The 23,180-nt window shown below is 59.0% G+C and carries 21 protein-coding genes; 11 read left to right on the top strand and 10 right to left on the bottom strand.

Translation table 11 applies throughout. From position 1 onward, the window contains the following. Nucleotides 1-100: 100 nt before the first annotated feature. Both Q0030_RS30390 and Q0030_RS30385 read left to right on the top strand, forming a co-directional pair. Nucleotides 101-271, top strand: a complete 171-nt coding sequence (locus Q0030_RS30390) for a hypothetical protein (RefSeq protein ID WP_298375643.1) — start codon at nt 101-103, stop codon at nt 269-271. Between the two features lie 24 nt (nt 272-295). Beyond that, a complete protein-coding gene (locus tag Q0030_RS30385) occupies nt 296-1,150 on the top strand; it encodes an aminoglycoside phosphotransferase family protein (protein ID WP_298375641.1) in 855 nt (284 codons plus the stop codon). A gap of 227 nt (nt 1,151-1,377) precedes the next feature. Here Q0030_RS30385 and Q0030_RS30380 read toward each other — a convergent pair whose 3' ends face one another. From Q0030_RS30380 to Q0030_RS30365, 4 genes are all read right to left on the bottom strand, one after another. Next, the gene (locus Q0030_RS30380) at nt 1,378-1,551 is read right to left on the bottom strand and encodes a hypothetical protein (protein ID WP_298375636.1); all 174 of its coding nucleotides are present in this window, start codon (nt 1,549-1,551) and stop codon (nt 1,378-1,380) included. Nucleotides 1,552-1,754: 203 nt separating this feature from the next. Then, nucleotides 1,755-3,812 (bottom strand): S8 family serine peptidase, encoded by a 2,058-nt coding sequence (locus tag Q0030_RS30375; RefSeq protein WP_298375633.1) that lies wholly within the window; start codon nt 3,810-3,812, stop codon nt 1,755-1,757. 97 nt (nt 3,813-3,909) lie between these two features. Continuing rightward, entirely contained in the window at nt 3,910-5,322 is a 1,413-nt protein-coding gene (locus Q0030_RS30370; protein WP_298375630.1) for a hypothetical protein, read from the bottom strand. Between the two features lie 153 nt (nt 5,323-5,475). After that, nucleotides 5,476-5,664, bottom strand: coding sequence for a hypothetical protein (locus Q0030_RS30365; RefSeq protein ID WP_298375627.1), 189 nt, complete (start codon nt 5,662-5,664; stop codon nt 5,476-5,478). A gap of 693 nt (nt 5,665-6,357) precedes the next feature. Here Q0030_RS30365 and Q0030_RS30360 point away from each other — a divergent pair. The 9 genes from Q0030_RS30360 to ectB all read left to right on the top strand — a co-directional run bounded on the left by Q0030_RS30360 (nt 6,358) and on the right by ectB (nt 16,050). Beyond that, nucleotides 6,358-7,680 carry a metallophosphoesterase gene (locus tag Q0030_RS30360; RefSeq protein ID WP_298375624.1) on the top strand — a complete coding sequence of 441 codons (1,323 nt, stop codon included), beginning with the start codon at nt 6,358-6,360 and terminating at the stop codon, nt 7,678-7,680. 48 nt (nt 7,681-7,728) lie between these two features. Further along, the gene (locus tag Q0030_RS30355) at nt 7,729-8,619 is read left to right on the top strand and encodes a serine protease (RefSeq protein WP_298375621.1); all 891 of its coding nucleotides are present in this window, start codon (nt 7,729-7,731) and stop codon (nt 8,617-8,619) included. A 10-nt stretch (nt 8,620-8,629) separates the two neighbouring features. Further along, a complete protein-coding gene (locus Q0030_RS30350) occupies nt 8,630-10,882 on the top strand; it encodes a caspase family protein (RefSeq protein ID WP_298375618.1) in 2,253 nt (750 codons plus the stop codon). A 200-nt stretch (nt 10,883-11,082) separates the two neighbouring features. After that, nucleotides 11,083-11,289, top strand: a complete 207-nt coding sequence (locus Q0030_RS30345; protein WP_298375616.1) for a hypothetical protein — start codon at nt 11,083-11,085, stop codon at nt 11,287-11,289. A gap of 68 nt (nt 11,290-11,357) precedes the next feature. Continuing rightward, the gene (locus Q0030_RS30340) at nt 11,358-12,884 is read left to right on the top strand and encodes a hypothetical protein (RefSeq protein ID WP_298375613.1); all 1,527 of its coding nucleotides are present in this window, start codon (nt 11,358-11,360) and stop codon (nt 12,882-12,884) included. 41 nt (nt 12,885-12,925) lie between these two features. Continuing rightward, a complete protein-coding gene (locus tag Q0030_RS30335; RefSeq protein WP_298375612.1) occupies nt 12,926-13,780 on the top strand; it encodes a hypothetical protein in 855 nt (284 codons plus the stop codon). 175 nt (nt 13,781-13,955) lie between these two features. Further along, nucleotides 13,956-14,570 carry an acyl-homoserine-lactone synthase gene (locus Q0030_RS30330; protein WP_298375610.1) on the top strand — a complete coding sequence of 205 codons (615 nt, stop codon included), beginning with the start codon at nt 13,956-13,958 and terminating at the stop codon, nt 14,568-14,570. Further along, nucleotides 14,567-14,779, top strand: coding sequence for a hypothetical protein (locus tag Q0030_RS30325; RefSeq protein ID WP_298375609.1), 213 nt, complete (start codon nt 14,567-14,569; stop codon nt 14,777-14,779). Before Q0030_RS30330 ends, Q0030_RS30325 begins: the two co-directional genes overlap by 4 nt. Next, a complete protein-coding gene (ectB, locus tag Q0030_RS30320) occupies nt 14,776-16,050 on the top strand; it encodes a diaminobutyrate--2-oxoglutarate transaminase (protein WP_298375608.1) in 1,275 nt (424 codons plus the stop codon). Before Q0030_RS30325 ends, ectB begins: the two co-directional genes overlap by 4 nt. Before the next feature lie 58 nt (nt 16,051-16,108). Here the strand turns inward: ectB and Q0030_RS30315 are convergent, their stop codons facing one another. From Q0030_RS30315 to Q0030_RS30290, 6 genes are all read right to left on the bottom strand, one after another. Next, on the bottom strand, nt 16,109-17,080 hold the full coding sequence (locus Q0030_RS30315) for an alpha/beta hydrolase (protein WP_298375607.1): 972 nt from the start codon (nt 17,078-17,080) through the stop codon (nt 16,109-16,111). A gap of 9 nt (nt 17,081-17,089) precedes the next feature. Continuing rightward, on the bottom strand, nt 17,090-18,289 hold the full coding sequence (locus tag Q0030_RS30310; RefSeq protein ID WP_298375606.1) for a S1 family peptidase: 1,200 nt from the start codon (nt 18,287-18,289) through the stop codon (nt 17,090-17,092). Further along, nucleotides 18,286-19,407: a hypothetical protein gene (locus Q0030_RS30305; RefSeq protein ID WP_298375604.1), complete on the bottom strand. Its 1,122-nt coding sequence runs from the start codon at nt 19,405-19,407 to the stop codon at nt 18,286-18,288. Before Q0030_RS30305 ends, Q0030_RS30310 begins: the two co-directional genes overlap by 4 nt. A 597-nt stretch (nt 19,408-20,004) precedes the next feature. Beyond that, nucleotides 20,005-20,910 (bottom strand): hypothetical protein, encoded by a 906-nt coding sequence (locus Q0030_RS30300; RefSeq protein WP_298375603.1) that lies wholly within the window; start codon nt 20,908-20,910, stop codon nt 20,005-20,007. A 425-nt stretch (nt 20,911-21,335) separates the two neighbouring features. After that, on the bottom strand, nt 21,336-22,043 hold the full coding sequence (locus Q0030_RS30295; protein ID WP_298375602.1) for a LuxR C-terminal-related transcriptional regulator: 708 nt from the start codon (nt 22,041-22,043) through the stop codon (nt 21,336-21,338). Nucleotides 22,044-22,479: 436 nt separating this feature from the next. Continuing rightward, nucleotides 22,480-23,064 (bottom strand): nuclear transport factor 2 family protein, encoded by a 585-nt coding sequence (locus Q0030_RS30290; RefSeq protein WP_298375600.1) that lies wholly within the window; start codon nt 23,062-23,064, stop codon nt 22,480-22,482. Nucleotides 23,065-23,180: the final 116 nt, after the last annotated feature.

The following is a 23,180-nucleotide window of genomic DNA, read 5'->3' as shown; positions in this document are numbered from 1 at the left end:
GAGCCCGCAATTCTCCGGCATTGAAGCAGTTCCCTTGAACGCTAGGATCGATTTCCGCGACCTTGGGACTTGCCAGGTCCCCGGGTTGAGGGAACGGACATTGACGAAGGAAGAACTCGCCAAGAACGCGGCGGCGATATTTCGGCTACTGCGCGCGTTCCGCTCAATCAAAGATCGAGCGGTAAGGCTTCACGTTGTCGAGGTGGTCGAAGCGATGGCGGAAAGCCGCACGGTATCTGACGCCAAAGCCGGAACCGAACGACAGGACTGAGATCACTGGTCGCGCTGGAAAAAGATGGGTAAATCGCCGCCACTTGCTCCACGAGAGGCCGCCGCGGCGGAAGCCATCATTCGGCTAGGTTGCCGCCTTGGCATCGGTGGTATCTGTCCCATAATTCTGAATGCTCAAAGGCGCATCACTATACAACTTACGCCTCATCTTGTCGCGCGAGCCATTTCCAGCGATACCGCAGCCGTAAACTCGATGACGTTGGAGTTAAACGTTGTACATCACCTCGTCCGAAATGGGGCTCCGGTTGTTCGTCCCAGCGCCGAATTGCCGGCGAGACCATACGTCGAGAGCGGCTTTGTTTTCACGTTCTGGGAATTCGTCAAGCACTCGAATGCCGACAACCACAACGTGGAGCACGTTTCACTAGCGGCGAACGCGCTACGACGCGTCCACGACGGGTTCACAGATTTCCGGAGCCTGAAGGACTTCTGGTGCCCAATTGACCGATGTCGTCGTTCGCTAGTGGATGAAACGCAAATAGTTGCGCTGAGCGAGCAAGATCGCAGCTTCCTGCTAAAAGCGTTCGATCGCCTACGCGCTTTAGCGGCCGTCCCGCTGAGCGACATGAGACCAATCCACGGCGACGCGCACCTCGGAAATGTATTCATCACAGCGGAAGGCGCGTTTTGGGACGATTTTGAAGATGCCTGTCTCGGTCCGCGCGAGTGGGATATTTGCTGGTTTTACGATAAAATAGACTTCACCGTGTTTGGGTCGGTCAACCGCGAGCTAGTTTCGACACTCCACTACATGCGTAAGCTGTGTACAGCTGTCTGGTCCTATCAATCTAATGACCCCGAAAGGCACAAGGCCGCAGAGTGTATTGTGGCGTACCTCAAGGCGGCACATCCTTTTTGATCACTTTTCATCGTGACCAAACGCTGGCCTCGGATACTCGTACGGCTAAGCGGTGGCGCATATGATTTACCTCCGGCCGTTGTGCTCCAAACTTGCGTGGTGCGCCAAGTTCTTCAACTCCTAGCGAGGGTCCCGAGAATTTGAAGTTCCGAACGCCACGACAGTGATGAGCAAGTGCCGGCGAAACAGCAGATCGCTTCGCGCCAACAATTCGACGGCACTCGATGTTACTTGATCCCCGGCATGCGTCGGTTGAGCGACATCGATTCAACGGCAGGATCGGCCTCAAGACGCTGCATGTCGCCGAAGGTGATTTCGGCCGAAAAGATGCGGGATGTAATCTGCGTCCGCGGCTTGATGAACGACGGCCGCTTGGCGCCCTTGCGGAGCTTGACGAGCACCTGAACGGTCTCGTTCGCGCTCCGCGTCCGAGAAGACAAGGAGCCCGGCACCGATTCCAATTTGTGGAGCGACTTGAAATCAATGGGCATGGCGGTCCGCCTAGTGCTCCCTTAAGCTAAGAGCTATCCGAGAACGGTGCAAGAAACGTTAACGGGGGGGCGGCGTCGCGTCGCATCAAAAGTCGGTGCGCGTGGCATCCTTACTACAGTTTAATGCTGCGACCGTTGGCGCGGCCATACCCGTAGATCGGATGCCATTCCCGCTTTGATGTTAAATTAGGCGGTGCCACCGAAACGCCGGCGATAAGTTTCTCTCGCAGGTCTCCAATGGAAATATCCTTCCGCTGCCGCTTGGCTTCGGCAAACAGCAACGCGACGAGGCCGGTCACCGCTGGTGCGGCCATGCTCGTCCCGGACTTCTTCACAACGCCATCTCGCGTTCCTGACATGGCAGCCAGTACGAATTGGCCGGGGGCCGATAGCTCCGGCTTGTCCCTGCCATCTCTCGTCGGACCTGCACTCGAGGTGGATGCGTTGGGAAAATGCTTCTTGTGACCGTCGTAGCTGCCAATGACCAGCGTGTCATGACCAGTAGAGATCGACCCCAGCGTGTGCGTGGCTACCGCGTTCACGAAGCTGCCTTGCTTGCGGTCGTCGCGTTCAATCCAGGCGTGGTACTCGAGATCCTCATCAATATCGTCCAGGATCCTCAATTCAACTTTGAAGTTCTCGTCCGACAATCCTTCGGCGATCCAGATCCCGATCATGTTGTCGCGGTTGTTGGGATCGTTGAGCCGGCTGCTGATGAAAGCGGCCATTTGACTACCGCTACCCATGGCCAAATAGTCGTTCGGCGCCACGGGATCGAACTTCGTGCCATCGGGTGCGACGAGAGTGACTTCCAGACGGCGGGATCCCGGGTACCACAATTCGAACTCGCCGCCGCCGGCCGCTTGCTGCCGCCATTCAATGACGTGCGTTTCTTCCTTGCCGATGGCGCCCTGGGTATGAATGTTGTCTGCCTGAGCATTTCCGGCGGCGATCACGATCGCTCTGTTGGGCGCTTCTCTGACGATCGCATCGAGCGCTTGCTCGACCAACGTGGTCCCGTCGTGTGGTCCGCCGTTGGTGCCGAGGCTGATGTTGCAAACGCAAGGACGATCACCGGCCGTGTCGAAGATAAACCTCACGGCTTCGAGGAGCTGGACCGAATCTCCGAAGCTGCTGTCGACAGTCGCATGACCATGCCATGCGATGTCGGTCACGGCTGCTTCGACGAATACGATATCTGCATTCGGCGCGACGCCCGGAACGCGCGTGCCGTTCCCATTTCCCACCGCAATATCCATGACGTGCGTGCCATGCGTACCGCCCCGGTCGCTCCGTGGTCCGTAGCCGAGAGCCAAATACGGATTGGCCTCCAAGAGAGCGTTGTCGATCTCAGCGCGCGAATAGACGCTGCCGTACTTGACCGAACTGCCTGGCCGCGTCTTTCCGCTCTGGTGCCAGATCGACAAGAGGCGCGTTTTGCCGTTCTTCAGTCGGAAGTTTCGGTGCGCGAAATCACAACCGAAGTCGACGATGCCGACGACGACGCCTTCGCCGCCGTCGGGAGCGCTCTTCTTCGGAAGCGCGCTCGGCACTACCTCCATAGCCGTCGTCGTAGCCGCCAAACTAGGCTGAACCGTCTGCGAAGCCGTCAGAGCGACGACGCCTTCGCCGCGGCCAACAGCCTCGACACGTTTGATCGGAACGCGGCCGGTGACGATCCACGATTTGCCGTCGCGGGTGGTGCCAAGGACGACGCCGGGATCGACGTCGGCCATCTCTTCCCAAGTTTCGACCGAATTCACACGCGCGATCACGGCCACCTCGTCGCCTGCGGTAGAAGCAAGCTCCGGGCCAGTCTTGCCCATACGGAAGTTCGCGACGGCGAGTTGCAGGCGAGGATCCAGGCCACGCTCGAGGCCAAGTGACAGTCGTTTGAGGTCGCTGGCCGCGTGGATGGGGATTGGCGACAGACGCGTTTCGAGCCCATCCGGAGACACGGCGGCACTCGGCAGGAAGCTCGTCATCACGTTCGGAAGCAGGGAGAATCCCAGCCCGTCCGGCTGCAGTTCGAAACCGGGAGGAGGGCTGAACCCGTACAGGAGGGGACGAGCCGCCTCGACGGTGGCAGCAGTCCGTTTTCGAGAGGTCTTCTTCCTCGCTCGGGAGCGAGCAGGCCCGCGCCCCGGTTTAACAGACGTCTTTTTCGCCATTTCCGAAGTCTCCTCGCAAGGTGCTGCGCCTGGACAAGCGTGCACGGACGATTTCTCTCTCGCCCGGCTGCCCGCAACTGGGGAAGTGCCTAGGAGATCACCGCAGTCCCCCGACCATTGCCTTCTCGTAGATAGCTGAATGCGAGGCGAGCTTGCAGCTGTCCAGTTCGAGAATGTCGTCACCCACCAGCGACAGGACGCTGCCGGGCAATCTGACGGCGAGAACCTTGCCGCCGCCTCCGGCAACGCCTTCTCTCGCGCTTACCAGCACCTCGCCCAGCTTGGAGCCGTTGCCCGTGTACAGAGGCGGAAGGCTAAATTCGACCATCCAGAAGGATCCATCGAGCGAATCCAATTTCGACAGAGCGAAGGCGTCCATCCGTGTTCGGTCGTGCGCCTTGGCGCACTTCAAATGTTCCATGTATTCAGCTTTGGTCATCAAGACGGACCTAAGAATTGGGACGTCGCGCTGCTCGGTCAGATACCGAATCCAGTAGTTTGTGCTGTCCTCGCGGACAAGCGGAAGCAGATGACTAAGCACGCCCGCCGCGATCAGCTCCGCGTGGTTGCTGCTGATCGCAGACTCCGGGAGCAGACCGATGACGCAGTTCAACCTCATCACCGGATTACGCATGAATGAACGGGCGCTGAGGGAAAGATAGGGACCCAGGTTGTCGTCGTGGATGATGAAGTTGTCGATCCAGGAACTACTCGGTAGATATGGCGATGATCGAGGGCCGGAGTATGTCTGCATGGCCTGCGCGTGCCACTGATTGGCGTTGCGCGAGTGGCCGAACGCCGTGACGACGTGACCCATGATGGGCCTTCCCTTCTCCTGCTTCGTGGTGAAGCCGAGGAGGGCCATGTATCCAGAATCGATCAGCGCGGCGAGTTCGGACAGGTATTCGTCGGGCTGGAGCTTCGTCCTGACCGCAGCCTTTAGTCCGCAGGCGTCGATGATCTCGGCAATCTGGCCGGAATCCAGCGAGCCGACCTGCTCTCTGATGCCGAGGAGCCGATTGATTCTGTTGCTGCTGATCTTGCCCGTGGAGTGCTGCGACGAGCCGATCGCCATGCGGAGGCAGGAATGAGCACACACATGCAAGGTGTCGTTCTGCTGGCAGTACAACACGCCCTGGACACCGAACGTGCGGTCGAGGACCGTGCAGTTGAATTCCTGCAAGGGCAACACAAGGGTTCTGGGGAAATCGAGGGGGCGGCCGAGCGTCCTACCAGGGGGAGGCAGAATGGCCTCGTAGACGTAGGAGTGGGTGAAGTTTGAATAGCCCTTGGCTCGATAGTTGATGAGAACCGCATGCGCCAGCAGCCGAGGCGCGCTGGCATCGTCGAGCTTCTTGACGCCTTGGGCGACCTTGAAGAACGAGAGCGCGATGGCTTGAGCGTCGCCTCCGCCGTTGTACCGCGCGTCCAAGGCCGTGATCTCTTCGATCACGTCGGGTCGTGACAGCACGGATTCAGCGACGAGCAGGTTGGCACCCTGCTGTCGCATTAGTGTGCAGATCCGATGTATCGGTGCGCGGTTAGTGGTCGCAGCGAAAAACTGCTCGATGACGTCAGAGAAAAACGAGAACGGAGCGGAGCACAGCCACTGATCTGGCAACTCGGCCGCCTCGACCGGCGCCGCGCTCCACCTTGCCATGAACTACAGGGCAGGCGTGTTGCGCGGTCCGCCCAGCGGGATGCCGAGATCGGGATTTTCTTCGGACGTGCGGATACGGCTCAGGTACTGCTTCTGGTCCTGAGTAAGGGGAGGAATTCTGAATGTCGGAGCCGGCGTCTGCTGCGTCTGAGCAGGCGACCCCTCTCGCTTTGTGCTGTTATTCTCGGCCATGGGTAAGCGATCCTGAATAGCGCGGCCGACGACGGCTGAACTAGATGGGTCCGCGACGCATTACCATGCTCGGAACCATTCCTCAACGCCAGATTGCCGAATCGGATCCGCTAGGGGCTCATTTTGGGTCGATTTAGCCCGGAATTGGTTATGGAACCCCGAATCTATGCCTGATTCGTGCATTTCGGGAGGCCGTTCGGCCCGAAATACACGGAAAATCGCTCCTGTGGGCGCCGGCGCGGCCCCAATGGCTGCTACTTGGGGCTGTAGGCTGACCGTAGGTCGTCCACCATCCCCCTTTCCCAGTCCAAATAGCCCGTGGGCCGAGCCCAGAGCTCGGTCCAGGCGTCGTTCGGCACCAGCCGAATTCTTCCTGGCATCGACGGGGCCGCAAGATCACACCCGATCGCCGCCGTGGCTTCGACTGCCCTCGCGACGCAGGATTTGAGGAGTGCGGGAGGGTAGCAGCGGCGGAATTCGGGCGGTACGGACGGTTCGGAGACCTGAACGAGTTCGGCCCATCTGTCGGCGACCGCGCCGGCGTCGGCGACGAAACCGAGTCGGTCGAGCGTGGCTAAGTTTAGCAAGCAGTCAAACCTAGGGTATCGCCTAGGGTGTCAGATGCCTTTCTGTCTGGCTGAATTGACATGATAGCACGTCGGTCGCTGGCCGACAGCAGCAGGAGCCGATCGAATGGGTGCCCAAACAAAGCCGTCCGATCCAGTCGTCGTCACATTCGAGCAGATTTCGAAGGCGATCGGCTCCGACGAGGCGATGGGGAACCTTGGCGAAGCGTCGGGGCGAGACGCTACGATCGATCCCGTTCAGAAGGCGACGATTATGGCCGGCGTCGGCAACGTGCTCAGAATGCTCCAGGACGCCGAGCGAACCGCTGGCGCGAAGGTCTTGACCGCGCCGCATGATGCTCGTGCGGCTCGACTGCAGAGCCTGGTCGCATCGGGGGAGGCCGCCAATCTCCGATATGCGGCGTTGCCCAGCGGTGGACTGGAAGCCATGTTCGATACGAACGATTGGTCGGGCTGGGCGACCGTTGTGTGGGAAAAGCTGAAACATCTCATTCCCCATCCGATGGTGCGGCCTAAGACGGACGTCGCTGCGTCGCTTCCGGACAAGTGCCGCATTGCAGTTTTGGGAGATTGGGGGACTGGTCTGTACGGCGCTCCGAAGATCGGCGCAGCGGTCCGGCAGGACCGCGATCCGTTCGACCTCCTGCTGCATCTCGGTGACGTCTACTACTCCGGCACCAGTTCGGAGGTCGATCAGAGGTTTCTCGAAATCTGGCCGACGCGTCGCGGGGCGATCAACCGCGCTCTGAATTCCAATCACGAGATGTATTCCGGCGGCGATGCGTATTTCGGTCGGACACTGCCGGCATTCGGCCAGGAAGGCAGCTACTTCGCGTATCAGAACAGTCAATGGACCCTGATCGGGCTGGACGTCGCCTACAAGGATCACGCCATCGACGACGAGCAGGTGAGATGGCTCACCGAGGTCGTCCGCAAGGCCGGCGACCGCAAGATCGTGCTGTTTTCACATCACCAGCTGTACTCGAACCTCGAAAAGGAGCAGGGCGCCAAGCTGTGGTCGCATCCCGGTTTTGGTGAGTTGCTGCTCAGCAAGCGGATATTCGCCTGGTATTGGGGACATGAACATCGATGCACGGTGTACGAGGCGCCGGACACCAACTTCGGGATTTGGGCACGATGCATCGGACATAGCGGTATGCCGCAAAGCCGCGACCTGACCATTGGCTTGTCGCGGGCAACCGGTCCAGCCTATGAGCGAGCCGACTGGAGGTTCTGTCCTGCCGTCACGGTGGAAGGAAATCCCCTGCCGCGCGCGGTAGTGCTCGAGGGCCGCAACGAATTCATCATTGGTGAAGAGGACAAATTCACCCCGCACGGATACGCGGTGCTGAATATCGACGGCGTCCATCTCGAGGAGGAAGTACGGAGTGCGACTGGCGAAGTCATCTATTCCAAACGACTGGTCTAGGCCGTGCCCGCTGATCACGCCGCACTGTTGGCGCGGGCGGAACGCGCGTTGGCCGGCAATTCGCCTGTAGAGGCGGTGCGCAAGGTCCGGTCCATAATCGGTCCCCTGAACATTCCCGATAGTGAGGCCGAAGCCCAATCGGCGCTTGAGGCCCTGCGGAACGGCGAGGCGCCCACTCCGCAGCAGCTCACGGCTCTTGAGATTGTGGTGCGGTTATTGCGACCGGTCGTGCTTCTCCGAAACGGCCAACTCGACGACCTTCCCGAGACCACTAATCGGGACCTAAGACCGGTGGAGCTCAAGGATGCCTGGAGCAAGTTTCAGACGATCGCCAAGCAATACGTGGGTTCGGTCGGTCGGATAGAGGACGCTCGCAGCCGTCATGTCGGGACCGGGTTCGTTGTCGGAGCCGGCCTTGTAGCAACGAACCGGCACGTGCTCGCCGTCTTGAGCAGCGGTGCGGAGGTGCTGGCTCCCGGAGCGGGCCGCATTGTTTTCAAGCAGGAATACCTTGCAACGAACTCGGCCGCCGACATCGCCGCCCTGGTCGAAGTGGTTGCGATCCATCCAGTCAAGGACATCGTGATTCTGCGCGCAGATACGGCGGCTCGCATGCCAGTCGCTTTCGTGGACGGTGTGCCTACGGCAGGTGCAAACATCGTTACGATCGGCTTCCCCGGAAAGGACGAGGCCAACAACCCGCTGTTCCTTACCTCCGTCTTCGACGGAAAGTTCGGCGTGAAGAGCGCCGCCCTGGGGGAGGTCCTCGACGGGACTGCGGCGAGCGATATCTTTCATGATTGTTCGACCACGCAGGGAAATTCCGGCTCTCCTGTCTTCGTGGTTTCCACGGGCCAAGTCACTGGAATTCACAGATCCGGGTATTTCATGTATCGGAATGAAGCGGTTAGCTCGGCCGAGATCCGAGCGCTTCTCTGAGGTCGTCGCTATGGGTCGGCGCGCGCTGATAATCGGTATCGAAGAGTACGCCAACGTAAGCGACAACAGCATCGCGGCCAAGCTCGAAGGGACTCTCAAAGCAGCTGAGGATTTCCAGCGCTGGCTATCGGCGAAGTGGGATGCAGAAGGGGTCGCGGCCGCCGACAGGCAGATCATTTTCTGCTCGGAGCCGGTGGTCGCCGATGGCCGACACGCCGCAGCCGAAGACATAACGCAAGCATTGTTGGACCTGAGGAAGGAGGGGCAGAACGCTACCGAGGAGTTCTTCTTCTATTTCAGCGGTCACGGCTTCTCATTCGTCAAACCCGATGCGCGGTCCGACGTTTTGATCGCATCGAGCTACAAGTCGATGGATCTGTCGGGGAGTTCCTGCCTCCAGCTCGACAAGGCCATCTATTGGCTTCGACAACACTTGGGATCGGGACACCAGTACTACTTCGTCGATGCGTGTCGGAACGACCTCGACGGACGACGGATTAACCCTGGCGGCATCGTTCCGCCAAGCGACCCTCAAACCTCGGACGAAGCTACGACCTTTCTGCTTCAGTCGACTGCCCCCGCTGCTACCGCCGCCGTCGATGGCCGCTTCGCGGCCTCGCTTCTCGCGGGGTTGAACGGAAAGAACACGGCGAAGATGTGGGGCGAGGATGACGACGACACGATGATGGTGAGGTTTGATACGTTGCGTGGCTTCGTGAAGGAAAGAATGAAGCCGCAGCGCGTTCACAACAACGTCGCCGGCAGCGACGGCGAAACTGATGGTGTCATCATTCGACTTAGGCCCCCGCCGACGTCTCGGTTTACCGTTCGAATCGAAGGCGGTAGCGGCGTTCCGGTTGGCACGATCGTTTCAACTGGCAAACGAGCGCCAGCGCGCACCGACACCGCAATAGCCGGAGAAGCGACGTCCTTGGATTTAAAGCCCGATCGGTACACAGTCTCCGTCCAGGTGGAGGGCGCCCAAGTCCGCGACAACGATCGCGAGATCGTTGTATTCGACGACGCCACGCTGACCTTTCATTGCGAGCCGCCCGGCGCGGGCATGACGACCGCGACCCCCGCGGCGAATACGGGCGACGTCGCGATCCCCAAAAGTCTCTCGCTCGAGTTGGAAGAACTCGCCACGGGAAAACGGGAGCTGTTCCGTGGAATGGAAAAGATCGCCGTGCCGCGAGGTCGCTATGCCGCGACCATATTCGATCGCGACCATCGCGTGCTGAATTCGCACGACCTTGTGGTCGAAGCGGAAGAGCCGGTCAAGATCGCTGATTGGTCGGGCAGCGCTCCCCATGAATCTCTCGCACGTCGGTTCGACGTCCACGACGGTGCCATCGATTTTTCTGAATCCTTGGGTCCCTTGTCCGATCCTGACCTCAACGTCTGGCTGGCCCTAGTAGGTGGCGGAAGGATCATGTCCGGTACGCCATACACGGATTACTCGAAGATCAGACAGCTTCCGCTGCAGGATTTTTCCCTCGAGCCACCGGGCTCCTCGCCCGTATACGTGCTGGCGGGTCTGGAAGATCAGGGCTCGCTTCTGGATGTCGCCGTTTCGTACGATCAGTCACATATCCAGTGGTCCTCGACGATCGAGCCGACGGGAATGCCAGGCCTGAAGGAGGCCGTTTTCCGGAACATGGGAGGTCCGATTCTTGTGTCGCTACGGGTGAACGGGGGCACGTCCTACACGGTCGCCTCGGTCGCCTCGCCCAACCGTGCAACGCTTGTCACCATCACGCTCGACGAGTTCGGGACCCCGGTGATTTCGCAATACCTGCTCCCGATCGGTAGGCTGGTGCACTATCTGCACCCCCTCGTTGCGCAACGGATTGAGGCGCGTAATCAACTGGCGGATCTGAAAATGCTCGCCGAGGCTGAGCGGGCTTTTAGGAGTCGTCGCGATATTCTGCGAGGTAGCGTCCCGGACCGTTTTCTCTACGACGTTCTGGACCTCAAATGGGTCGATCCAATCGCCGCGGCCATGGTTGCCTACGAATTCATCCGCCGGCGCCGCTTGGACCAGCTGTCGGTCGTGGTCCAGAACATGAGTACCTATTTCCCTGATCTGCCCGACAGCATGGCGCTGGCGCAGCTCACGGGCGCGCCCTCGGCTGCGCCTGTTCAAGGGGTCCCACTCTTCCTGGACGGGCTGCGGGCCTTCGACGAGCGTCGCATGCCGCTTTCGCCCAACGCGATAGACTACAACAGTCCGTGGACCGCCTGGCGAGGAGCTTACGATTGACCGGCGGCGGCCCCGCACCAGGCTCCTGTCGGGAGTGCAATTTATGGGTGTGACCGTGAGACGCTCCATTGACCGTCAATCTGCAAACCGGATAAGTTGCGATTCGCCTTCTACCTTTCTTTGGTCTAAGCCATCCTTTGCAGAGTGACATGGCACGCGACGCGCCTGCATTTTGTCGCGCCCGCGCTCTGGAGAGGTTGATGGCAAAAAAATCTAAGAGTTTCAGTAGCTTGAGAGTCGAGATCACGCTTGCAGAAATGGACCGGCTGGTGGCCGCGTGGGTGTCCTCGCCCGAAGGTCAGCGAAAGCTGGACGCCGCCGAGCGCGCCGCGCAAGCTGCGGCCGATCAAGTTATGTCGGACGCTAAAGTCGATCCCGAGCAACTCCGCCGAGCAGTCACCCTCTAGTTGGTCGTACGGCGACGCCGATCCTCATGACAATAGCGCGGCTCGAAGTACGGACCTATAACCCGTCCGTGCTGGGCACCTTGCTTAACGAGCTCAGTCACAAGCAAGCGCTCGATGCCACGACCAAGCCCCACCTCAGCTACCTTCAGGACTATCTGCGGGACATTGGTGCCAGGACGATTGTCGTCGAGACGCCGTACACCGATCGCGACTATCTGGAAGACTACGCGGCCTATTACGCCCGCTGTCACGAGCAATATGGTCGGCGATGCTCCCGGCTCCACTTCTTCAGCAGCTCCTTCGACCAGGCCTTGATCGACCGCGCCATTGTCGGCGACAAGACCTGCGTGTCGCAATTGCAGGGCAACTACCTCGGCTTCATCGTCGTGAAGCCGCTGCCCTCGACGGTCATAGGCCGCACCTGCCTCGTCACTTACGCGCGATTGGAAGGGAGCCGGGAGTACCCGGCGACACGCGAATACAAGGTTCACCTCTTTGGGATTGAACTATCGGTAAGATCACTACCGTTCCAAGAACAGGACCGGGACGTCGCCGCCTGCGCCACGAGCGCCCTATGGTCGGTCTTCAACGAAACCGGCCACATCTTCCAACACAACATTCCCTCGCCGGCGGAGATAACCAATGCCGCGGCCGAATCCCGGCGAGTCATGAGCCGGGCGCTGCCCGCCGGATCGGGATTGACGGCGGAGCAGATTGCCGACGCCATCCGAAGCGTGGGCCTCGAGCCCGGCTATATCAAAGCCGAAAACATCGACCTCCTGCTGATCAGCGCAACCGCTTACCTACGGGCAGGAATTCCGGGAATTCTTTTGGGTGCGCTAATCCGGCAGAAGAACAAGCGCTCCAGGCCAGTCGAGCTCGGTCTGCATGCGGTGGCACTCGCCGGATACGGGCGACCGGAAGGCAAGCCGGTGCAATACGGCTCCACGCTTTTCTCTGCGACCGGCTCGACGCGGCTCTATGCCCACGACGATCAGCTCGGCCCTTTCTCGAAACTCATAGTCGACCGCAACAAATTTCCCGGACTATTGTCGTCTTCTGCCTCCGAGCGGACGGGCATTCGTTTCAGCCCGCAGACATTGCTCGTTCCCCTCTATCACAAGATAAGGGTACCGGTCGAAGCGGTGATATCCGCGATCGCGGCGCTGAACGGATTTGTCGAGGCAACCAGACAGGCGATCGTTGTACCGCTGGACAAGCCCGTGGTCTGGGACATTCAACTCGTCTCGAATGCTGACTTGAAACGTGAGGTTTACGGTAACGGGGCGATCCTGGGCGAGTTCAGGCGCAAAGCGTTGCTCGAAGATCTTCCGAGATATATGTGGCGGGCGAGCGCGGAGGTTGGGGGATCGCGTCTGTTCGATCTTCTGTTTGACGCAACAGATCTCCTGCAGGGCGGCCATTTCACGACCGGCATCCCCTATTCGAAGGAGACCTGCATGAAGATCGCTTCGCTGGCGAGGGTACCGCGCGGCATCCTCTCGCGTTCGTCGAACCGGGTCATGGCGATGGCCCTCAACTGGTTCACGGAAAATGCCAACGGCTTTGACAAAGCGACGCCCGCGTCCCACTAGCAAAACCTCCTAGTCATTCGGTCGGTCCGCCGACCTGCTGCTTGAGCATTCAGTTGAATAACAAGGTAGATCTCGATCCCGAAAAGAAACTTGAGCCGTTCGTCCGCCTCATCGGCGCCGAGTTCGTCGAATTCATCTTCGAAAGGGCGCCGCGCAAAGTGGCCTCCAGGGTCTCGAAGGCCCTCGATCACTTTTCCAAAGCCATTCAGCTCACTGGCGTCGACGAGGAGATGGGTGCCATCCGCTGCATTGCGGCCGAAGAGGAGCTTGTAGTCGCGATTTTTGAGGCGCTCAAATTGAACGCCGCAAACCTTCCCGCGCACGGAGACTTCATCGGACGGTACAAAAACCATTACGTGAAGCTCTCCTTCCATCCGGTACTCTCTCAATTTCGCTGGATACTGGGCGACATGATCCGGAACGGGATCACATTTCCGGGTTGGGAGAACCTCATCACCATGCGGCTCGAACCGGTGGTTGACGAGGGGCGCGTCAAGTTGCGAATGCACAAGGAAGATGGTCAGGAACTGGTGGCGCTGAACCCGCTCGACGTTTCCATCTCCTGTGACGATCTCGATCACGAAGATGTCGTGGAGGCGTTGTTCCGCGACTTCGAAGTGGAGATTGCGAGGCAAAGCGGGATGACCGTTCGACAGTTCATCACGGCGCGAGCCGAGTTTCGCAATACGCTCCTGTATGCGACGGACGCAGGCTACGCTGCGATGGCCGATCGGCTCGACGAACTCATCGAGGGTTCATTTTCCGTGGCCTATCGCGATCTGCTGTGGGCGCTTGCGATACTGCTGGACAACAAACCGGCGCATCGTAACTGGGGACTAGTCAGCCAATTTGTCGGTCTTTACCGACGGGTCCTGTCTCACAGTAAACTGATCTAGATCCAGCTCGGTCCGGCGCGGCGAGGGGACGCCAGTCAAGACGGCCGATAGCTGCGTCCCGCTCACTTTCGTGAACGAAAGACGACACAGAATGCTGCCCGTACTAGGGACGTTCCCAGTAGGGGGAATCGATGCGGACTGCTTTGTATTCCGGGTCCTTGAGCGAGGGATCGGCATGATCGAAGCATTCTCGTTGTCCACCGCCCATCTTTTCCAAGATGCATTGGCCTCCCAAGCTCGCCTGAGATATCGCGTGTTCGTTCAGCAGCGGGGGCTGCCCCATTTGCATCACTGCGATCTAGAATTCGACGAATTTGATACCCCTGCCGCCGTATATCTGGTTTGGCGTGATGAACAGCGGATCGTGCGTGGCCTTATCCGCATGCTTCGTACCGACCGGCCCTACATGCTGAAGAGCTATTGGCCTCACCTCGTTCGGGGCGAACTTCCACACTCCGCCGACATCTGGGAAATCACCCGCGTTTGCGTCGACAAGGCGGTGGATCCGTTCTGTCGTCGGACCATTCTACCAGAACTGCTTTGTGCCGTCGCGGGACATCTCGATCTGACAGCAGGCATCGGCATCGTCGGCGTAACCCGGGCCCACCTGCTATCCCACTACATCAAACGTGGCGTGAGTTGGCTGGGTGAACCAGATGTTATCGAAGGAGAAATTGAGCGCGCCTTCTTCGTGCCGCGGGAATTCATCCGACCTCAGCACCATTGCATAAAGTACGGCATCGAGCGTGTGAGACTACGCAGCGGCGAGTTTGGGGAGATGGCTGCATGAAAGAGGAATCCGTCGACGCCGAAGAACCCGCCGAAATTGTTGCGGCGAGGATGGCCGACGCTCTCGCATATCTCAGTAGAGTCGCACACGATGCAGGGCTCGAGTCAATCTCAAGCGATCTGCTGTCGATACGGAGAAAATTGAAGCAGGCGGCAAAGTCCGTATCCGCCACGGAGAAGAAGAGCGCAAGAAGGAACATCCGAGCTTGACCAGTTCAACGATCTTCGATCAATTCGAATCCGGAGTCCGCTACTATTGTAGACAGACCCCCAATCTTTTCGTGACTGCCCGAGGTGCAATCGTTCGGGATGCGGATGGAAACGAATTCATCGATTTCGTCGCAGGGTGCGGTTCGCTGAACCTTGGACACAACCATCCAACACTGAAGCGTGCCATCATCGACTACCTCGATCGGGACGGTATCGGAAACGCGCTCGACTTCCATACGAAAGCAAAGCGTGATTTCATTGATAAGTTCGTGACCCAAATTCTGGGTCCGCGAGGGCTCGACTACCGCCTTCAATTCACCGGCCCGACGGGGGCCAACTGCGTGGAGGCATCGTTGAAGCTCGCACGCAAGTACACTGGCAGACACAACGTGGTGGCCTTCACCAATGGTTTTCACGGGATGTCGATGGGCGCTCTCGCGGCAACCGGATCGCTGAACGCGAGGCGGGGGCTACAGGGAACGATGGACGGCGTCGTGAGGCTGCCTTACGACGGCTATCATGGCGCAGGCATGGAGGATCTCGAGCGCTTTGAGACCATGTTGGGCGATCCCTCGGGAGGGATAGACCCGGTCGCGGCAATTATCGTGGAAACCGTGCAAGGCGAAGGGGGATTGAACGTAGCTTCGGAAGCGTGGCTTCGGAAGCTAAGGCAGATCGCCTCGAAAACGGGGGCGTTGCTGATTGTCGACGACGTGCAGGCCGGCTGCGGACGCACCGGCTCTTTCTTCAGCTTCGAACGCGCCGGCATCGTACCGGATGCTATTTGTCTTTCGAAATCAATCAGCGGAATCGGCCTCCCGATGGCCCTGAACCTCGTGGCTCCCCAGTTCGATGCGTGGACACCGGGAGAGCACAACGGCACGTTCCGGGGAAACAACATGGCCTTTGTCGCCGCGGCAGGCGCTATAGATATCTGGTCAGATCGTTCGTTTCAGAAAGGAGTAGAGGACAGATCGGCGATGCTTGGTCACTGGTTGGAGGCAGCTGCAGCCAAGCACCCGACCATTGTGCAACGGACGAAAGGCATCGGAATGATGGCCGGGCTTCAGTTCCGGGATCCAGATATCGCTGCAGCTGTCGCTGAAGACGCGCGCAGGCGGCGACTTCTCATCGAGGACTGCGGACCGCGCGGCGAAGTAATCAAGATTTTTGCCCCGCTCAATATCGAACTGGAGATATTCGCCGAGGGTCTGCGCAGGCTCGGCGAGGCGATCGAGGTCCATTGCGGAAACGAGCAGCGCGCGGCCTGAAGGGGATCAGGGGAGAGCCAAGGCGCGCGATGCTTGCCGAGCGCCGCACGCGCCCCGCTCAGGGGCCGTCTGACTCGGCGATGAAGTTCACTAGACATCGGTTGAATTCACTCGGATGCGTCCAGTGCGGCGCATGTCCGCCGTCAATCATCACGGGGCTGTTGAGCCACAAGTTTCCATAAGCCAAGCGTTCCAAATGCGAAAGGTTGACGAAGGGATCGTTTCTTCCCTGCAGGATCGCGAGTGGCTTCGGACAAAGCGCGACGGCGCTCTCCTCGTCGTGGCCAAGGCCGGCCAAACCATTCTGCAGCATCAAGCTTCTGGCGGTGCCGTCTGTCCTGGCCACGCGTCGTCCGAACCATGAATCCGGATCGATCGACTCTCCAAGCATCGCGCTACCGTAAGCGGAGACGTCGGCACGAGAAAAGTTTTCCTTGCCGGCCAAGTCCATCACTGTGGAAGGAAGAAATCCTTCCGATGCACCAATCGGGCTCAAGCGGACAGGAGGCGTGCCCGTAATCGTCAGAGAGCGTACAGCCTCGTCCTCGAACCACATTTCGAGCCCGATATGTCCGCCCAGCGACCATCCCACGACGTGGTACTGATCGATGCCCAGCCCTGACATTAGACGTCGCAGCACACGGCCATAACCTGGAAAGCTGTACGTCTCGCGCGGCTCCGATGCGTTGTCCGATGCGCCGTGGCCCGGGAGGTCGGCGGCAATGACGTCGAGGCCGCATTCCGCAAGGAATGAGATCTGATGCTCGAATACTTCCTTGCAGGCCGAATTTCCGTGGATCAGCAATACCGCTGCCCCTTGGCCACCCGCACGTATGAAGGCGACGGAGTTCCCATCGATAAGGATCGACCGTTCGTTCGCTAAGGCCCGAGGCCCGAACGTCAATAGGCGGCTTGCAGGCGGCATGCTCGAATGCTCCGGCTTGATCCGGTCTGGAGCGACGGGAACGTCGCTCTCAGTCTCATCACCAAAATTGCGTCCGATCGGGCGTTTCTCTGCATCAATCGCCAAATGGTCGCGTCATTGCGCGAATGCCGTTGTCGCGACTCCGCCGTCGAGCAACCACTGCTTCACTTGAGGTACCGTAAGTTTGGCGTAGATGCCGCCTTTGCCGCACGCTCCGCTCGGGTCCACCGAGCGAGATGTAACGGCTGCAAAATAGAGGTTGATGTCCTGACCCAGTATGTAGATAGGACCGCCACTATCGCCGTTGCAGGTGTCGCGGTTCAATCCCGCGGCGATCATTTCGGAATCTGCAGTACATCCGTATTTGCCTCCGCCGCTCACGGCCGCGCCCTTGCAATCGTAAGAAGCGACCACGATGTCCACGACAAATTTCGTGCCGGCTCCCGTATCCTCAGTCTTGCCGAAACCTACTGCCCTGACGGAAGCCGCGGCGCGGATAACCGGCTCAGTCGCAATCTTTCTCAGTGTCACGCCGTTCAAGGCGGTCTTGAGTGTGAGGAGAGCGATATCTCCCTTGCCTACGTTCGCCGCGACATTCTTGGGCGTCATTTGATCGCAGTCGATATGGCTTTTCGATTTTTCAGCATCAACTTCGGCTCTCGTCGTCACGTCAAGCAGGCTCGTTCCTACCGCTACCTCGTGGCTTATCCCGCCACAGTAGCAGTGCGCGGCCGTGACGACATGCAACGGGTCGACGAGTGTCCCCGTACACAAGCCGCCATTGCCCGAAACGAGTACGACATCCTGATAGACATCGGGCTTGACGACCTTCTGTCCGCGCCAAATCCTGAGGAAGCCGGGCTCACCGGATTGCTTCGCGACCAGCGACGTGACGTTCTGTTCGAAGACGGGTGAGCTCTCGACTGTAGGAGGAGTTCCGAATAGGTCCGGCAGTTGATCTTCGATCGACTTATAATCTATTCCGAGCGCCGCGTTCAGGGACGTCTGGAATCCCGCCTTGGAAGAAGACGTCACCAGGTCGCGGAGGACCTTTGCCACAGGCTGATCCTTCGCTTCCGATATCTTCTTCGACAGATTGACTTCAGGAAGAACCTGTTCGGCATCCAACCGTTTGGGAATGCCTGCGGGTCCTATCCGGTCGATGATGACATTGGGTTTGGCCGCGGCGCCTATCGAGTTCAAGTTGTTGATAGACTTTAGATCGAAAGCCCAGGCCGGATCAGCCAGAAACCACGACAGCGTGGCCGCCGATACCAAAAAGAATCGAGAATAGCGGAAGCCTGAGCTGATCATTGAACGGCACTCCTCGCCTTCGTGAAGGACCAGACGAAATCCATAGGCAGAAATTGGTAGGGAGGTCTCGGATCGGTGAATTTGAACGGCGGCTTCGTTGCGAAGAACGTGCCTGGGTCCGGATATCCGAGAGGACCGGTCCCATCGGGATTGAAGCCGCCAGAAAATTTTGACTTTGCAGATGTGTTGAGGGCCGAACGGGAATGGCACGACATGCAGGACGACGTGTCGACGAATCCGTCTTCCGTAATTGAGTTGGCCAGCCGCGTGCCCCACGCGCTTTGATCGGCGAAATCGATCTGAGAGCCCTTGAGGCAGTAGAAGGCCCAGAATCCTTCACGCAGGCCGGCATCGGTGAACATCTTGTCGAGCGCCGCCGTGTGCTTGCACTCCGGATAACCCTTGTTGGGCATGTCATTTGGTTTGACGTCGGCTTTCTCGGTGCCGAAGTGGTCACGGCATCCAATGATGTCGCAGCGGGCCACATTGTCGGCTTGTTCGAAGGTGGCCCAAGTCCAGTTTGGCACCGCTTTGGTCATGATGTGCAACCCGACGAGGCCGAACTCTCGACCGTCGGGCGTCTTGTTCACGTAATAGCGGGCTCGTTGCGCCGGCGCCAAGCCATCCATCGGCTTCCAGACTGCCTTGAGTTCGATAGATTCCGGCGGAAAGGAGAGAGGCTTCTGGGCCTTCACCGCGTCTACAATTCCTTCCCGGAAGTACAGATTGTTGTTCACGATGAAGTCGAAGGAGGCCTGGTTACGACGTACTTCCTCCGAGCCGTCAGGCGAAATCCTGAGCCGGTTTCGGCCGATGAGGGCAGCTCGGAGGATCTGTTGGCTCACCGCCTCGAGCGCGCGCTGAGGCGCCTGCGTGGGAAACTTGGGCTTGTCGGTTCGGGATGGTCTGCTCGGAAAGGTCGTAGGGTTGTCGGCCCATGTTTCCCAAAGTCTATTTTTACCGTCGGGAGCCGGCGCATTCACCTTCACGAAGAGAGACCAGTTGAATTGGTCGGGCGAATTAAGGGCCAACTCCGCGTCGTCGGCATGGGTGAGAGCGGGTGCCGTGGCCACGGCTACCGCCGCCAGGCAAACCATCGAAGCGAATCGCAATGACATAAATCTCCTCCTCCACGTTCGGCGATCCAGTCAAGCCAATGCGCCGGTCTTCCGAAACTGGGAGGGTCCCTAGCGGCAAGCTCTCTCGTGGGGAGGTCCGCCGAGACGACGAGCAAACGCCGGTCACCGCGGGACGATGGTCGGCGCAGCCGCCTTCGACCCGTACCCGGTTCGATTAGCGTTGCGGCCGGAGATTGAGTGGAGGAGTCAAGGGTATGTTTCCGGGACCGGTCTTTTCGCTGCGCAGGAAATTGCTCGCGTTGTTGGGATCCTTGGGGAAGCACCATCCGACCAGATTGATCGTTGGGGTACGAACGATCGAATTCGCGACCGACTGAGCCGCACCAGCGCACGCGTCGCAAGTGTCGAACTCCATCGAACCCGTCGTCTGGAGGACCCAGTCGGGACCATTGACGCGCGGCGGTGCGTTCAAGAACATTAGGAAGAGCACATGGGGTCCCGAAGCACCCGTGCAAACCTCGGGCGCGCTTGCGGAGGCAGATTTGCCTGCCGAGTGCGCTGTACGGACGAATATTGTGCCGGAGAGTAACAGGGCAAAGGAGAGGACCCACAGCGCCTTATTCGATCGGCTTTTTCTCATTGGCCTTGTATCCGGAGATTGCGGAGGATTTCTTCCTGCTGGATCTGGTCCAATCTGAGCTGGGCGCCAGGTGACACGTGCGATGGGGCAGGGACCGCGGTGGGTTTTACGATGGGAGCGCCAAGCGGCAAGGTGTTGACTGGTACCTTTTTCGGATCGGGGGTGAACGCGATCGAAAGGGTTTCGTCCCGAATCCGCGATCCAAAGAACGTTGCGCTTATTGTCGAACCGTTCGGAACGAACCAGGTCGGACCTCCGTAGCCTCCGTCGTACTTGATGATGATCTCCGTATTGAATGCAGGCTTGTCCGGGTTGGTGAGCATCTCGAGACCGCTACCGGTGCGCGGTATCAATCTTTCGAGCCAGGCCTGAACCCCAAGGTATTGTTGGGAAACGAAAGCGTTCGCGTCGGGTCGATCGCAATTTTGCAGGTTGAATCCGTTACGGAAGAGCAATTGAGAGGAGTGCAAAGAGAATGAAACCGAACCGTCCCGGTGACCTTTGACGTCGTATTCGAGGCCAGGTGTCGTCCCGAGAGTCCATGTGACGTAACGTAGGATCTTGGGGTCCGTAGTGCTCTTGCCGGTGTAGCCGAGGCGGGCGGACAGTTCGACATCCACCTTCGGAGCCAGCGATATGGCAGCGGCCCACTGATCGGCTTTGAAATTCGGGAATTTCTGATGATCGGAGAGGTCCTCAAATGCCCAGTGCAATTCGCAAACTGCATTGTGCAGAATGCTTTGTACTGGCATCTCGAATTCGTCGGGCAGATCAGGAATGACCGAACAGGCGGAGAGACCTGTCATCGTCGCCGCCATTGCAACGGCGCGCATGCATCCGAACGGCGTCGGAGTGGCGACTGCCCGAAGGGCATCGTTATTTTGATCGAAATGAGTTTCCAATCCCCGTCCCCAATTCGCGGCCCGCCGCGATCTCCCGTATCCCAGTCCACGCCCCGCTGGGCTGCGCGTCAACACACCGGCCCAAGTGGAATCGGTTCGACGCTGAGTATGAAGTGGTCAGTCCTCTGCAGGAACTAGGGGAGGTCCTAGGGGCTGCGCTGGGCCTAGCCGTGCACGGGCATTGGGTTCGTGCTCTGAATCCGGCTCGCGAGCCAGGATGTTAACTCTGCCAAATCGATCGGCTCAAGCTCGAGGTCGTCGTCGCGCGCAATTCGTCGCTGTGACCGCCGCCTGGGCGCAGGCAGGTATGGCGCGAGACGCACGGATTCGAGCTTGCTATTCCAAACGGAGCAGGAGCGACGGTGGGCAATTGAGGATCTCGCGCGAAACCGTCATCCGATAATGGCCTTGAAGCCGACCCTTACTCAAATCGAGATGATACCGCGCTGGATCGCCTTGACCACGGCGGTCATGCGGTTGCTGACCCCCAGCTTCCTGATCGTATTCGAGAGGTGAAATTCGACCGTCTTTTCAGAGATTGCGAGAATCTCGCCGATCTCCCAATTCGTCTTGCCTTCCTTACACCACTGGAGGCATTCGATCTCCTTAGTAGTGAGGTCCTCTCCGGAGTACTGCGTCTCGCCGTTTAGCTCACTGAGCCGAAGGCGGTATTGCACCGTTAGACCGTAAACCAGTGGTAGGCGGTCCGTTGGCACGGACTTCTCGTCGCGGAGGCTTAGGCTGATGAGGTCTACGTCGGTTCCAGGACCGTGCAGCGGAATCGTTATTCCGGAATGAACGCCCATGGCACGGCAATCGGCGAGAAATGCCTTTTGCTTAGTAGTCAGCTTTGTTCTCTCGCAAACTTCTGTCCACGCGAACGGTCGTCGTGCCGAGTGGATCTGGTGGACAACCGGATCGATCTTGTCCCACTCATTTGCTACGTAACTTTCCGAATATCCCGCCGGAAATCGAAGCCATGGAATCCCAATGATTCTCCGGTCTCGCGCCTTTGCGAAGACCGCGTTCTGAAAGCCCTCACGCTCCACGGCATCGAGATAAAGCGTCTGCAGATCCTGCGCGGCTCGAACCGACTGCGATGAGGAAATAAAATCTTCCAATAAAAATGTCATGCGTCCCCCGCGCATGTCTAAGACTATCGATCAATTTAGTTCCAGAAATCTCCATAGCGCGCGGCGCCAAAAATTCGCCGCAAGATTCGAGCGGGAATTGTCCCGCATCCACAAGTAATGCTTGCTTCAACCAGAGGTTAGCATACCTGGGTTTCCCGAGAAAGAAAGCGAAGATTGGATCGGCCGCCACCGGTACCGCAGATCCCGATGTCCAGGCGTACCGCGAGAAGTGGGCGGGCAACTTGGAAGACTGCTTCGTCAAGAATCTCGAGAACGTGCAAGGCCTCCGCCGGCCCCGCGCTACCGGAAGCTACGTGGCTCAAGGACCCGCGCCTCTTTGTCCTGCTCGTTCGGTGCGAGGCATCAGTCGCTCTCCCGCTCAGCCGCATCGCCTGATCGATCGCACGGTTTGCGTCCGGCAACCCGCGCCAAGGGACTATCGTCGCACCGCCATTCGTTCAACTGCATCGCGAAACGGTGCGAGATCAATAAAGATCCTATAATCTGCGATTAAATCGTCATCTCGGATGCGGATGGTACTGGTCACCGGCACGGTTACCGCAGCATCGTTTTGGAAAGTGTAGGTGACGTCCGCTTCAATACTGACGACGTCGAGATCTCCTTCTTTGCCGGTCCAAACGCCCTGAATCTCATGGTGCCTTTTCTTGGCTTCTCCAACAACTCGACCCGTCTCTTTGGAAATCGCGTCGATACCAAACACTGGAGCGGCGTTGCCGAATCGGAAACGGGCATTCGGCGCAAAAGAACTAAAGATAATGTCCCGGTCGCCAGCATCAGATGCGGCCAGGAGTCTTCGTGCCCATGCGATGGGGTCGTTCTTGTGGTTCACTTTTGGCTGTTGCGGTCTGATGAGCGCCTCGGCCTTTCCGGGCGTCGCAGTGATGTCGACCGATTTGCTGGCGCCTTGAGCGTTAGACGACGCTGCGGCGAACGTTTCTGCCGCCACTATCATCGCGGCCCCGGCGCCGCCTAACATAGTTTCTCGCCTGGATAACTTCACAGCTGGACCTCCCGCTTAATTTGCACGTGCCTTTAGCCCACGTCGTCGGATCATCGCGCACACATCTCAGGTGTTCGTCAGCGCGACGCGGAATTCCGCCTCGGTCTTGGCCTTGA

The organism is uncultured Bradyrhizobium sp. (assembly GCF_947648125.1).
Lineage (GTDB): Bacteria > Pseudomonadota > Alphaproteobacteria > Rhizobiales > Xanthobacteraceae > Bradyrhizobium.
This window is presented reverse-complemented; position numbering and strand designations above follow the sequence as displayed.

What these genes read in the sequence shown, in the direction of transcription:
- Q0030_RS30375 (WP_298375633.1), bottom strand. Translation starts at nt 3,812, where the DNA reads ATGGCGAAAAAGACGTCTGTTAAACCGGGGCGCGGGCCTGCTCGCTCC.
- Q0030_RS30295 (WP_298375602.1), bottom strand. Translation starts at nt 22,043, where the DNA reads ATGACATTTTTATTGGAAGATTTTATTTCCTCATCGCAGTCGGTTCGA.
- Q0030_RS30365 (WP_298375627.1), bottom strand. Translation starts at nt 5,664, where the DNA reads ATGGCCGAGAATAACAGCACAAAGCGAGAGGGGTCGCCTGCTCAGACG.
- Q0030_RS30350 (WP_298375618.1), top strand. Translation starts at nt 8,630, where the DNA reads ATGGGTCGGCGCGCGCTGATAATCGGTATCGAAGAGTACGCCAACGTA.
- Q0030_RS30305 (WP_298375604.1), bottom strand. Translation starts at nt 19,407, where the DNA reads ATGTCATTGCGATTCGCTTCGATGGTTTGCCTGGCGGCGGTAGCCGTG.
- Q0030_RS30360 (WP_298375624.1), top strand. Translation starts at nt 6,358, where the DNA reads ATGGGTGCCCAAACAAAGCCGTCCGATCCAGTCGTCGTCACATTCGAG.
- Q0030_RS30325 (WP_298375609.1), top strand. Translation starts at nt 14,567, where the DNA reads ATGAAAGAGGAATCCGTCGACGCCGAAGAACCCGCCGAAATTGTTGCG.
- Q0030_RS30330 (WP_298375610.1), top strand. Translation starts at nt 13,956, where the DNA reads ATGATCGAAGCATTCTCGTTGTCCACCGCCCATCTTTTCCAAGATGCA.
- Q0030_RS30370 (WP_298375630.1), bottom strand. Translation starts at nt 5,322, where the DNA reads ATGCGACAGCAGGGTGCCAACCTGCTCGTCGCTGAATCCGTGCTGTCA.
- Q0030_RS30385 (WP_298375641.1), top strand. Translation starts at nt 296, where the DNA reads ATGGGTAAATCGCCGCCACTTGCTCCACGAGAGGCCGCCGCGGCGGAA.
- Q0030_RS30310 (WP_298375606.1), bottom strand. Translation starts at nt 18,289, where the DNA reads ATGATCAGCTCAGGCTTCCGCTATTCTCGATTCTTTTTGGTATCGGCG.
- Q0030_RS30345 (WP_298375616.1), top strand. Translation starts at nt 11,083, where the DNA reads ATGGCAAAAAAATCTAAGAGTTTCAGTAGCTTGAGAGTCGAGATCACG.